Source organism: Proteus sp. Marseille-Q3619, assembly GCF_965283115.1.
The window spans coordinates 2,772,647-2,784,915 of the sequence record NZ_CBDIMP010000001.1 but is presented as its reverse complement, the minus strand read 5'-3'; the positions used below and the strand labels follow the sequence as shown (position 1 = coordinate 2,784,915).

General features: G+C 40.1%; 16 protein-coding genes. 7 read left to right on the top strand and 9 right to left on the bottom strand.

All coding sequences use genetic code 11. The features are described 5' to 3' along the window. Nucleotides 1–116: 116 nt before the first annotated feature. A complete protein-coding gene (gene degS / locus ACWPWK_RS12905) occupies nt 117–1,187 on the top strand; it encodes an outer membrane-stress sensor serine endopeptidase DegS (RefSeq protein WP_109371937.1) in 1,071 nt (356 codons plus the stop codon). A gap of 26 nt (nt 1,188–1,213) precedes the next feature. Here degS and ACWPWK_RS12900 read toward each other — a convergent pair whose 3' ends face one another. The 9 genes from ACWPWK_RS12900 to mlaF form a co-directional block, all read right to left on the bottom strand. Beyond that, on the bottom strand, nt 1,214–1,459 hold the full coding sequence (locus tag ACWPWK_RS12900) for a CPCC family cysteine-rich protein (protein WP_109371939.1): 246 nt from the start codon (nt 1,457–1,459) through the stop codon (nt 1,214–1,216). Between the two features lie 33 nt (nt 1,460–1,492). Beyond that, nucleotides 1,493–2,554 carry a DUF2157 domain-containing protein gene (locus tag ACWPWK_RS12895; RefSeq protein WP_109371941.1) on the bottom strand — a complete coding sequence of 354 codons (1,062 nt, stop codon included), beginning with the start codon at nt 2,552–2,554 and terminating at the stop codon, nt 1,493–1,495. Nucleotides 2,555–2,748: 194 nt separating this feature from the next. Further along, on the bottom strand, nt 2,749–4,011 hold the full coding sequence (gene murA, locus ACWPWK_RS12890) for a UDP-N-acetylglucosamine 1-carboxyvinyltransferase (RefSeq protein WP_088493805.1): 1,263 nt from the start codon (nt 4,009–4,011) through the stop codon (nt 2,749–2,751). Nucleotides 4,012–4,058: 47 nt separating this feature from the next. Further along, a complete protein-coding gene (gene ibaG, locus ACWPWK_RS12885) occupies nt 4,059–4,313 on the bottom strand; it encodes a BolA family iron metabolism protein IbaG (RefSeq protein ID WP_006535338.1) in 255 nt (84 codons plus the stop codon). 140 nt (nt 4,314–4,453) lie between these two features. Further along, on the bottom strand, nt 4,454–4,747 hold the full coding sequence (gene mlaB, locus ACWPWK_RS12880; RefSeq protein ID WP_109371943.1) for a lipid asymmetry maintenance protein MlaB: 294 nt from the start codon (nt 4,745–4,747) through the stop codon (nt 4,454–4,456). 1 nt (nt 4,748) lies between these two features. After that, a complete protein-coding gene (mlaC, locus tag ACWPWK_RS12875) occupies nt 4,749–5,378 on the bottom strand; it encodes a phospholipid-binding protein MlaC (protein WP_109371945.1) in 630 nt (209 codons plus the stop codon). Between the two features lie 96 nt (nt 5,379–5,474). Continuing rightward, entirely contained in the window at nt 5,475–6,011 is a 537-nt protein-coding gene (gene mlaD / locus ACWPWK_RS12870) for an outer membrane lipid asymmetry maintenance protein MlaD (RefSeq protein ID WP_109371948.1), read from the bottom strand. A gap of 3 nt (nt 6,012–6,014) precedes the next feature. After that, entirely contained in the window at nt 6,015–6,794 is a 780-nt protein-coding gene (gene mlaE / locus ACWPWK_RS12865; RefSeq protein ID WP_109371950.1) for a lipid asymmetry maintenance ABC transporter permease subunit MlaE, read from the bottom strand. A gap of 3 nt (nt 6,795–6,797) precedes the next feature. Then, nucleotides 6,798–7,610, bottom strand: coding sequence for a phospholipid ABC transporter ATP-binding protein MlaF (gene mlaF / locus ACWPWK_RS12860; RefSeq protein ID WP_100159974.1), 813 nt, complete (start codon nt 7,608–7,610; stop codon nt 6,798–6,800). 239 nt (nt 7,611–7,849) lie between these two features. On the opposite strand from mlaF, the gene ACWPWK_RS12855 reads away from it, so the two are divergent. From ACWPWK_RS12855 to lptB, 6 genes are read left to right on the top strand one after another with little or no spacing between them, the layout of a single operon-like run. Further along, on the top strand, nt 7,850–8,830 hold the full coding sequence (locus tag ACWPWK_RS12855; RefSeq protein ID WP_109371952.1) for a calcium/sodium antiporter: 981 nt from the start codon (nt 7,850–7,852) through the stop codon (nt 8,828–8,830). An 18-nt stretch (nt 8,831–8,848) separates the two neighbouring features. Beyond that, nucleotides 8,849–9,823 (top strand): arabinose-5-phosphate isomerase KdsD, encoded by a 975-nt coding sequence (kdsD, locus tag ACWPWK_RS12850; protein ID WP_109371954.1) that lies wholly within the window; start codon nt 8,849–8,851, stop codon nt 9,821–9,823. A gap of 27 nt (nt 9,824–9,850) precedes the next feature. After that, nucleotides 9,851–10,408 (top strand): 3-deoxy-manno-octulosonate-8-phosphatase KdsC, encoded by a 558-nt coding sequence (gene kdsC / locus ACWPWK_RS12845; protein WP_109371956.1) that lies wholly within the window; start codon nt 9,851–9,853, stop codon nt 10,406–10,408. A gap of 16 nt (nt 10,409–10,424) precedes the next feature. Beyond that, the gene (gene lptC, locus ACWPWK_RS12840; RefSeq protein WP_075671457.1) at nt 10,425–11,003 is read left to right on the top strand and encodes an LPS export ABC transporter periplasmic protein LptC; all 579 of its coding nucleotides are present in this window, start codon (nt 10,425–10,427) and stop codon (nt 11,001–11,003) included. Further along, complete coding sequence (gene lptA / locus ACWPWK_RS12835; RefSeq protein ID WP_075671459.1) at nt 10,984–11,517, top strand: lipopolysaccharide ABC transporter substrate-binding protein LptA; 534 nt, start codon at nt 10,984–10,986, stop codon at nt 11,515–11,517. Before lptC ends, lptA begins: the two co-directional genes overlap by 20 nt. A gap of 6 nt (nt 11,518–11,523) precedes the next feature. Next, the gene (lptB, locus tag ACWPWK_RS12830) at nt 11,524–12,249 is read left to right on the top strand and encodes an LPS export ABC transporter ATP-binding protein (protein WP_006535352.1); all 726 of its coding nucleotides are present in this window, start codon (nt 11,524–11,526) and stop codon (nt 12,247–12,249) included. Nucleotides 12,250–12,269 lie beyond the last annotated feature (20 nt).

Sequence of the window (12,269 nt, the reverse complement as noted above, 5' to 3'; positions counted from 1 at the left end):
TCAGTGGCTTAAAAGGGGATTTTATGCGTTGAGCGATGCTTTCATAAGTTAAACTATGCTATTCTCACCCCTTCTACGCGAATAATTTCACAGTCAGACATAAATATAGGATTTTTATGTTAACTAAATTACTGCGATCAACTCTAATTGGTCTTCTCACAGCAGCAATTCTTTTGATTGCAGTTCCTTCAATTCGCCCTATTTTTATTGAACGCCTACTTAATGGCGATTTTCTCAATGCGCCTTTTAGCTATAACACAGCAGTACGACGGGCCGCCCCTGCGGTTGTTAATGTTTATAGCAGTACGATGGGAAGCTTTTCTCAAGAAGGTCGTGAGCTGACATCTTTAGGCGCTGGCGTCATTATGGATGGTCGTGGTTATATTCTGACAAATCAACATGTTATTAATAATGCTGATCAAATTATTGTTGCGTTACAAAATGGTGATCTCTATGAAGGTTTACTCGTTGGCTCTGATCCATTAACTGATCTTGCTGTGTTAAAGATTGATGCAGATAAACTCCCGACTATCCCCATTAATAGTAAACGAATTTCTCATGTTGGTGATGTTGTACTGGCTATTGGTAATCCCTTTAATATTGGACAAACTATTACTCAAGGGATCATCAGTGCTACGGGTCGAGTTGGGTTAAGTCCAACACGCTACCAAAACTTTCTACAAACAGATGCCTCAATTAATGAAGGCAACTCGGGTGGCGCATTAATTAATACTGAAGGCGAACTTGTGGGTATTAATACCATGACGTTTGATTCAGGTACTTATAATGGATATCGCCCTAGTGCAGAAGGATTAGGCTTCGCCATTCCGACTGAACTTGCTGTAAAAATTATGAATAAGCTTATTCGTGATGGTCGTGTTATTCGTGGTTTTATTGGTATCACAGCAAAAGAATTACCTAAAATTCGTTCATCAAATACCGACATCAAACAAATTCAAGGGTTGCGCATTTTCCGTATCACACCAAATAGCCCAGCAGATAAAGCAGGAATAAAAACTGGCGATATCATTCTTAGCATTAATCATGCACCAGCGACTTCTGCGATGGAAATGATGGATTATATTGCTGAAACGCGCCCCGGTACGGTATTACCTGTAACATTATTGCGTGATGGCAATGAAATTAATGTCGATGTCACCATTTCGGAATACCAACCAGAATCATAACTAACAAAAAATCTCCCTATTTTTGGCTAGTAGGGAGATTTCATATAGAACGTTGCACTTTGTAAGCAACTTTCTTTAAAGCTTTGGGTATTACGATAGTCCTCTAATGTGCTGTGATTACAACCGCTATATTCTCCTTCTTTAGTACCATCATTTTGCCAGCCACATACGGGGCAGATCTCAAAAAATGCCTCATCTTTATCTTTGAAAACAAAATAATGGCATGCAACACAGCTCACTTCTAAAGGAAGATGACAACTTCGCTTTTCCATAGGATTAGCTCTCCTATCACATCGTTAATTATACTATTCGCTCTTACTCTCTTTATTAGCAATTGAGTTATTTTCAACAGCGTGCCAAATTTTTTCGGCTTTTCGTCCAATTAAAATTAGTGAAACCGCCAAAATAAAGAAAAAAATCGCACTGTGTAAACTATCCCAGAAATATTCAAAGAATCGGGTATAAAGGTTGATACCAAGGAATGTTAGGCCAAATCCTCTTAACATACCGTCATCTGTTTTAAGGCTTATATAAATACAGATAACGGCGACAACACCAAATAATAGCGCCCAAGGCAATAAATTCACACTTGAAGTGCGATACCATGTATCTGGATCGTAATTACCGAAAATAGACATTATCCATAGTGCAATAAACAGATAAGTCAGCCCCATTATTTTTGTCATGGTAAATAAACGACGGTGTATCAATATATTTTGTAGGAAATAACAGCCTGCTAATAATACTGCGCCAAAGAAGACAAAGCGGATAGGATAGTTCATCCCTAACCAATAAGCGCCCCATCCTGACATATAGCCAGTTTCAGCACCAAACCAATTTCCTAACATCAATAAGAAGAATAACCACACCAACGAGGAACGACTGATAAATCCAATTGCACCATAAATGACACAACCGATTAGAAAGAGAGGAGCAATATGACCACTTCCTGTATCCAGTAATTCTCCCAGTTGCCAAAGGAAAATAGCCGTAAACATCACACCTAAAAAGAGAATAAACTCAGTACTGTAATGCCACTGTGCTTCTTTTCGCTGACGTTTAAATCCCCATAAATAGAGCGCAGAAGCAATAAGTGCAGGAGAGATAACTCGCATAATTTCAGAAACACTAAAAATCTCAATTAAATAATAGACTAATGCGCTATCGCTAAAGATACTCCCAGCGGCAATAATCAAACAGACCATTGCTATCCAAAATGCGTAGCGACTTAATCTTTTCCAATCAAAAGGAATACGATGCAATGTACTTCCTAATTGTTGATATTCTTGTGTCGAGATTGCACCAGATTGTTGCCATTCATCCAGTGCTTGGCGAACTAAGCGCTCTTGTTTCCTTGTTACCTGCATATATGTCCCTTCCTTTTAGCTCATAGAGATTTCTCTAAAACAGGTTTATTTTCTTACTGTATCTTGTCACACAAGAAATGCCTTATGAATTATCCTATTCTATTGAGAGTCCTATTGAAATAATGCGCAAAAAAAACCATAGCACAACAATGCACTATGGTTTTAAATCGCTAAAAAAGGATAACTAAAATAAATTAGTCATTAGAGCGCAAACGTTCTATTTTTGCCCCTAATCCCTGTAATTTAGCTTCAATATTTTCATAACCACGGTCGATATGATAAATACGATCAACAATGGTTGTGCCTTCTGCGATACAGCCCGCAAGTACTAGGCTTGCAGAAGCACGTAAATCGGTTGCCATTACTTGTGCGCCTGACAGTTTTTCAACACCGTGGCATAACACAGTATTGCTTTCAATTTCAGCGTGAGCGCCCATACGGATAAGCTCAGGAATGTGCATAAAACGATTTTCAAAAATAGTTTCAGTGATCATGCCCGCGCCTTCAGCAACTAAATTTAAAAGGCTAAATTGTGCTTGCATATCGGTTGGAAAACCAGGATGTGGCGCAGTACGCAATGTTACCGCTTTAGGGCGTTTACCATGCATATCAAGGCTTATCCAATCTTCACCCACTTCAATATCTGCACCAGCTTCACGTAATTTTGCCAACACAGCATCTAACGTATCAGGTTTTGCATTACGACAAACAACGCGACCACGCGAAATGGCAGCAGCAACTAAGAAAGTCCCTGTTTCAATACGATCAGGTAGAATTTGATAAGTACCGCCACCAAGGCGTTCTACACCTTCAATAGTAATGCTGTCTGTACCTGCACCACTAATTTTGGCACCTAATGTATTGAGGAAGTTTGCGGTATCTTCAATTTCAGGCTCTCTTGCCGCATTCTCAATGATGGTTTTGCCTTCAGCTAATACCGCAGCAGTCATAATAGTGATAGTGGCGCCCACGCTCACTTTATCCATGACAATATGTGCGCCTTTTAAACGCCCATCAACGCGTGCTTTCACATAACCTTCATCCAGTGTGATTTCAGCGCCTAATTGCTCTAAACCTGTGATATGAAGATCAACAGGACGAGCACCAATGGCACAGCCACCCGGTAAAGAAACCTGACCTTGACCAAAGCGAGCCACCAGCGGGCCTAAAGCCCAAATAGAAGCACGCATGGTTTTTACTAACTCGTAAGGAGCGCAAAATTCATTAATGTTACGAGCATCAACGAAAACAGAGCCATTACGTTCAACATTAGTTCCCAAGCGATTAAGTAACTTAATCGTTGTATCGATATCTTTTAATTTAGGAACATTGGTTAATTCTACTGGCTCTTCGGCAAGGATCGCAGCGAACAGGATTGGTAGTGCGGCATTTTTTGCGCCTGAAATAGTGACCTCACCTGATAAACAGGTTGGTCCTTGTACTCTAAATTTATCCATCTGTAGAACTCTCTTTTTATTTTGCTGTACGCTGTATACCTACTGAATTAAAGCCCGTTAAGTTTACGATCTCTCTTCCACTCTTCAGGTGTGTAGGCTTTAATAGACAAAGCGTGAATACGGTTATCTGCGATATATTCCATCAAAGGGGCATAAATGGTTTGTTGCTGTTTTACTCTGCTCATTCCCTCAAACATTGCGCCAACAACGACAACTTGAAAATGACTACCATCACCATTGACGATGACTTCATCTAACGACAGGCTGTCCATTAATACTTGTTTGATTTCATTTGTATCCATAATTGCTCAATCTCAACGTTAAAATAATAATCAGTCGTCTATCCTAATGGAATCCGCCCTACTCTTAAACCATCAAAAACCCCCTTAATGATAAAAGTATCATGAAGGGGGCTTTTTAATACCTTTACTCAAAATCTGTATTAGGCAATATTCATAATTTCATCAAGATCATAGAGTGTAATTAAGGTTTGAAAACGCTCACTGACACCTTGAATAATAAATTGACGATTTTGCTCTTCCATTTCTGCTTTTAAGTGAACAAAAAGTGCCAACCCTGTTGAATCAATATGTCCTAAGGCAGAAATATCAATGATATTAATATCAGCTAATAATGCTTTACGTTGCTGCCAAGCAGGCAATAACGTTTCACGATCTAGCGTTCCTTGGAAATAAAGGACACCATCCTTTTTTTCCCAATTTAACGAAGCTGACATGTTATTTTTTCTCATCCAGTGTGATTGGTGTTTTAGCACTGATTTCTAACTGTTTTGTTAAACCATCAACACCTTTAGAATTTAAAATATCTGACCACTCATTCTGTTTGGTTGTGATCATGCTTACACCTTCAGCAATCATATCATAAGCTTGCCATTCGCCTGTTTTACTGTTTTTACGCCATTGGAAATCAAGGCGAACAGGTGGGCGACCATTTGTATCGATAATGGTGACGCGAATAGTTAGCGTTGATTTATCTGCGAAAGGTTTTGCTGGCTCAATACGGTATTCTTGACCTTCATACATTGCTAATGCTTGACCATAAACTTGGGCAAGATACGCTTCAAATGCAGTGAAATAAGCATCACGTTGCGCAGGTGTTGCATTACGATAATGAGGCCCTAACACTAATGCACCTGCATATTTAATATGCACATAAGGCAGTAATTCTTGCTGAACAATTTGACGTAAAAGTTCAGGATTTTTACGAATTTCAGGCTGTTCATTTTTTAATTTACTAAAGGTCTTTTGAGCCGCATCTTCCATCAATGCGTAAGGATTGGTTTTATCTACCGCCATGGCAAAAGGCGTTATCACTAATAGTGCGACCATCAATAAGCGTTTAAACATATGTTCGCTTCTCCTCAAATAGGGTTTCAATAATACGATGCATTTATTACGCTAAATCTAGCTAAATGTATAAGTGCATCGTATAGGAATTCATGATTAAGGTAATGTAGAGTGTTCTTCTGTTGGTTTAGATTCAGATTTAGCTGAATCATCACCATCACCCGTTTTATAAAGGAATTGACCAATAAGATCTTCTAGCACCATTGCTGAATTGGTGTTTGTGATCCGTCCCCCGTCTTTTAACAGAGTAGAATCTAACGCTTCATCATAAAAACCTAAATTCAATGCAAGGAACTGCTCACCTAATAAACCAGATGTACGAATAGACAGTGAGCTACTTTCTGGAATGTGGTCATAAATGCTCAGAATATCGAGCGCGACTTCAGGGCGATAGTTTCCTTCATCTTCTTCTTTTAAGGTGATAGAAGAAACACGACCAATCACCACACCACCAATCTTAACTGGAGAGCGCTCTTTTAACCCACCAATATTACCGAAGCTGGCATAAACGCGATAAGTCGGTTGATTACCCATTTCTTTAATATCAGCGACTTTAAGGCATAAGAAAATCACAGCAGCTAACGCAATCAGAACAAATAGACCAACCCAAACTTCAATTTTTTTACTTTGCATGACTTAGTTCCCAAACATCAGTGCTGTTAGCACAAAATCTAAACCCAATACGGCTAACGATGAATGAACAACAGTACGTGTTGTTGCTCTGCTAATCCCTTCTGATGTTGGGATTGCGTCATACCCGTTAAAGAGCGCTATCCAAGTGACGGTAATGGCAAAAACGACACTTTTAATAAAGCAGTTCACTAAATCGAGTCGCCATTCAACGGCACCCTGCATAGATGCCCAGAAAAAGCCTTCATCGATCCCTTTCCAATCCACCCCCACAATTGCACCGCCCCAAATACCGATGGCAACAAAAATAAGTGAAAGTAATGGCATACTAATAAGCCCCGCCCAAAAGCGAGGAGCAACGACACGTCTTAAAGGATCGACTGCCATCATTTCTAAACTAGAAATTTGTTCTGTGGCTTTCATTAAGCCGATTTCAGCAGTTAAGGCTGAACCTGCTCGACCTGCAAATAATAATGCAGTCACCACAGGACCTAATTCTCTTAACAATGAAAGTGCGACCATCATGCCAAGACTAGCTTCAGCACTAAAAGTGGTTAAAACAAGATAGCCTTGTAATCCCAACACCATGCCAATAAACAGTCCAGACACCATGATAATTAATAAGGATTGAACACCAACGTTATACAGTTGCTTCATTAACAGAGGCCACTGTTTACGAAATTCGGGCTTACCGACTAATGCTCGAAAGAGCATAATGCCAGCTCTTCCGAAGGTAGCAAAAATCGCCAATGCTCTAGTGCCAATGCGAGATAATAAATTTACCACGTACTAATTTCCTCGTCCTAATAGGTCGTCCTGATAATCTCCCGCAGGAAAACGGAAAGGCACAGGGCCATCAGCAATACCATCTAAAAACTGCCTTACTTGCCTATCTGGATTATCCTGTAATTCTTGTGCACTGCCTTGAGCAATCACTTTCTGCTCCGCAACAATATAAGCGTAATCTGCGATACTTAACACTTCGGGTACATCATGGGAAACCACAACACAAGTCACACCAAGCGCATGATTTAACTCATCAATTAGCTTAACCAGCACACCCATTGTGATAGGATCTTGCCCAACAAAAGGCTCATCAAACATAATCAGTTCAGGATCAAGCGCGATAGCTCTTGCTAATGCCGCCCTTCGCGCCATTCCTCCTGATAATTCAGAAGGCATTAAACTTGCCGCACCACGTAATCCCACGGCTTCAAGTTTCATCATCACCGTTGTACGGATCAATGCTTCAGGTAAATTTGTATGCTCTCTTAGTGGAAACGCCACATTTTCAAACACATTCATGTCTGTGAACAGTGCGCCTGATTGAAAAAGCATACTCATTTTTTTTCTTGCCTGATACAACGCAGAACGTGATAGCGCAGGAATATTGTCGCCATCAAACCAAATTTCACCACTATCTGGAAGGATTTGTCCTCCCATTAGGCGTAACAAGGTTGTTTTACCAATCCCTGAAGGGCCCATAATCGCAGTCACTTTCCCTCTCGGTACAACAAGATTGATCTCAGAGAAGATCTTTCTGCTACCGCGAGTGAAGTTCATATTGCGCACTTCAATTAGATTGTCAGATTGTGCGTTCATGAATAAAACATCCTCAAGCCTGTCTGCATAAACGAATTTTTACGCTATTTTGGCAGGTCATTCGCCATGTTACAAAGAAATCACCACTATTTAGCAATTTATTGCACGGTTAATTTTACTTTTCGTGCTTGGCTAGTCAAAATATGGTGAATTAGCAAAACCTTTTGACAATATGTTTTTTTATCAGCCCTGTCTTATTGGTTTTTTCTTTATTCGCTCATTGTTGGAAAACTGATGGCATGTTGATTACTTTGTCTCTTTTAATTTTTGGGTTGATGTTACTTGTTTATGCATCAGACCGATTAGTTTATGGTGCGAGCGTTTTTGCGCAATCGTTAAAAATTCCGCCAGCCGTCATCGGTATCTTAATTGTAGGTACAGGTACTTCACTGCCTGAGCTTTTTGTTTCGACTGATGCCGCAGTTCATAATTTGCCGGATATCGCTATCGGGACAGCCATTGGCTCGACACTCACCAACCTTCTCCTCATCGCAGGTATTGGCGCGATGATTTACCCCATGAACATTCAGTCCGCAGTGCTAAAAAAAGAGCTTCCCTTGATGATTATAGTCATCATGCTCGTTGGCATTATTGTTTCTAGCGGAAACTTAGGGCTCAGAGAAGGCACACTGCTCTTTTTTATTGGTTTTGCATCCATTTTTCTAATGATAAAAACAATGCATAAAACACTAGCACAAGAGCGCCACGTATTACCTTTAGAAACCTTAACCCGTTTTGAATTACAGACAAATCCCCGTAATTCTGTTGCACTTTTTTGGGTCGTTATTGCGTTACTGATTATTCCAGTTGCGACCCAAATGATATTAGATAATGTCTTTATTTTAATGCAACAGTATCATCTTAGTGGATTTTTTGTTGGTTTAACCTTGCTATCTATTGGAACAAGCCTACCTGAGTTAGCAACAACCATTGTGGCAGCACTAAGACGCGAGAATGAGTTAGCATTAGGGAATATTATAGGTGCTAATATTTTCAATCTAACTTTTGTCTTGGGCATGCCAGCATTACTCTCACCAAGCACATTTAATATCAATACATTTTATTTTAGTTTTGCTGTACTTGGTGTCGCCAGTTTACTGTTTTCTCTCTTTTCATTAGGGCGCAAACAGCGTCTTAATCGAGGAAAAGGGATATTCTTGTTAGTTTGCTTTATTGTTTATATTACGGTGTTGTGCGTCGCACATTCTCTCTTAACCTAAAATAAATGGTACAAAAAAATGACCGAGTTTGATTTTCAGCAAGCGGGTAAAAAAGTCCTTCATATTGAGCGTGATGGGTTAGCTGAACTAGAACAATATATCAACGATGATTTTACGCTTGCCTGTGAAAAAATTTTTCACTGTCAAGGTCGAGTGATTGTGATGGGTATGGGTAAATCTGGCCATATTGGGCATAAAATTGCTGCAACATTCGCCAGTACAGGAACACCTTCTTTCTTTGTTCATCCTGGTGAAGCCAGCCACGGTGACTTAGGAATGGTGACAGAAAAAGATATCGTCCTAGCGATTTCAAACTCAGGGGAAGCCAGCGAGATCCTAGCGCTTATTCCAGTACTTAAACGTAAACAAATAACTCTGATTTGTATGACACGCACTCCTCAAAGTACAATGGGGAAAGCGTCCGATATTCATCTTTGTATCAAAGTACCTAAAGAAGCCTGTCCTTTAGGACTTGCCCCAACAACCAGTACAACGGCAACCTTGGTCATGGGGGATGCGCTAGCGATCGCACTTTTACGTGCCCGTGGTTTTACCGCTGAAGATTTTGCACTTTCTCATCCTGGTGGTGCACTAGGTCGTAAATTACTCCTTCATGTCAGTGATTTAATGAATAAAGAGGCAGATATTCCGCGTGTCACCAAAGATGCCACTTTACGTGAAGCACTTGTCGAGATAACCCGTAAAAAATTAGGAATGACCGTCATTTGCGATGATAATATGCTGATCAACGGTATCTTTACTGACGGTGACTTACGAAGAATATTTGATTTAGGGATAGATCTAAATAATGCCAAAATCTCAGATGTGATGACAAGAGGCGGTATTCGTATTCGCCCAGATTGTTTGGCCGTTGAAGCACTGAATTTAATGCAAGCAAAACATATCACCTCGCTATTAGTAACAGAACAAGATAGTGATATCCTGTTAGGTGTTTTACATATGCATGATTTATTACAGGCTGGTGTTGTATAAGATAGTCATAACGTTCGAAGGATAAAAATGAATACAATGATAGAAACTTGTTATGGTGCAGTAAGCGAACAAATCATCAAAAAAGCAGAAAAAATCCAATTGCTGATTTGTGATGTTGATGGTGTGATGTCAGACGGACTCATTTACATGGGCAATAATGGCGAAGAATTAAAAGCTTTTAATGTCCGTGATGGGTATGGAATCCGTTGTTTGCTTACATCCGGCATTGAGGTTGCTATCATTACAGGTCGTCAGTCTAAACTGTTAGAAGACCGTGCTAAAACCCTTGGTATTACATATCTTTACCAAGGTCAGCATAATAAGCTTTTGGCGTATCAACAACTGTTAGATACACTAAACCTTAAACCTGAACAAACAGCCTATATTGGTGACGACCTGATTGATTTACCTGTAATGGAAAAAGTGGGACTTTCTGTCGCCGTGGCTGATGCTCATCCATTACTTACACCTCATGCTAATTATGTAACTCGCATTGCGGGTGGTCGTGGTGCAGTACGAGAATTGTGTGATTTAATCCTTTTAGCGCAAGGTCGGCTTGAAGAAGCTAAAGGTCTTTCGATTTAACGTATAACGATACAGAATGAATAAATTAAAATCCTGGTTTACCTTAATTCTTGCCATTATCGCCCTTGGGCTGATTGGCTGGAACTACACTAATAACACTGAATTCGGTGATGGTGAGATTGTTGATGATGGTCAGCCAACTTATCAATCCAAATCATCGATATCTTTTGTTTACGAGCCAACGGGTATACTCGGATATAAACTTGTTGCTGATGATGTCAAAAATTATGCTCAGCAAAAGTTTACATGGTTTACTAACCCTGTCTTAACTACCTATTCACCGACAGGGGATGCAACATGGACAGTACGTGCGAATAAAGCCAAGCTGACAAACAGTAAAATGCTCTATCTTTATGGCGATGTTCAAATTGATAGTTTAACCGATGATTCTCAACTACAGAGAATAAGCACAGACAATGCTATCGCAAATTTGGATACACAGGATGTTTCCTCTGATGATGAAGTGACTATTATCGGCGTCGGACTGAAATCAGTCGGCTTAAAAATGCGAGGCAATCTGCGCGAGAAACGTGCAGAGCTGATTGAAAAGGTAAACACCTATTATGAGATCCCTAATGAATCAAAAAATCCGTAATACACTGATTATCGGTACACTTTTAGCGATAAGTGTACCTGCGATGGCGCTAAAAGATGACACACAACAACCTATTGTTGTGAACTCAGAGAAACAGTCGCTTGATCTAGAAAAAAACGTCACAACCTTTACACAAAATGTTGTGATCAAACAAGGTTCTATCGATATTCGTGCTGATAAAGTTGTTGTCACACGCCCAGGTGGTGACTCCAAAAGGATCGTAATAGAAGCTTTTGGTAACCCAGTGACTTTTTATCAGTTACAAGATGATGGTAAACCTATCAAAGGTCGTGGCGAGAAAATGACCTATGAAATGGATAAAGAGTTAATGACCTTAACGGGTAAAGCCTATCTTGAACAATTAGACAGTAATATCACCGGTGATAAGATCACTTATCTCGTCCCAACTCAGCAAATGGAAGCTTTTAGCGGTAAAGGTAAACAAGTGACTACTGTTTTACTGCCTTCCCAGTTGCAAGAGAAAGGCCCTGGTGTTAACAACAAAGGTAAGTAACACTTTATGGCGCTGTTAAAAGCTGAAAATTTAGCGAAAGCATACAAAGGGCGCACCGTCGTCGGTGATGTAAGCCTGAACGTTAATTCAGGTGAGATTGTCGGCTTACTTGGACCAAATGGTGCAGGTAAAACAACCACATTCTATATGGTTGTTGGCATTGTCGCTCGTGATGCAGGTAGTATTACAATTGATGATGAAGACATTACGCTGTTACCGTTACATGAACGAGCACGTAAAGGCATTGGCTATCTTCCTCAAGAGGCGTCTATTTTTAGACGCTTAAGCGTTTATGACAACATTATGGGGATCTTAGAAATCCGCCATGATTTAACGCCTGAAGAACGAAAAGATCGAGCAGAAGAACTGCTAGAAGAGTTTAATGTCAGCCACTTACGTAACAGCTTAGGGCAATCATTATCAGGGGGAGAACGCCGCCGCGTTGAAATCGCGCGGGCATTGGCAGCAAACCCTAAATTCATTTTATTAGATGAACCTTTTGCGGGTGTTGACCCTATTTCGGTATTAGATATTAAAAAAATTATCCAGCATCTACGTGATTATGGATTAGGTGTACTGATTACTGACCATAACGTTCGTGAAACATTAGATGTGTGTGAACGTGCTTATATCGTCAGCCAAGGTCACCTTATCGCTCATGGTTCACCAGAAGAAATTCTTGAAAATGAGCAAGTTAAACGTGTTTACTTAGGTGAAGGCTTCCGCCTGTAATCTTTGATTCACTTTTACTC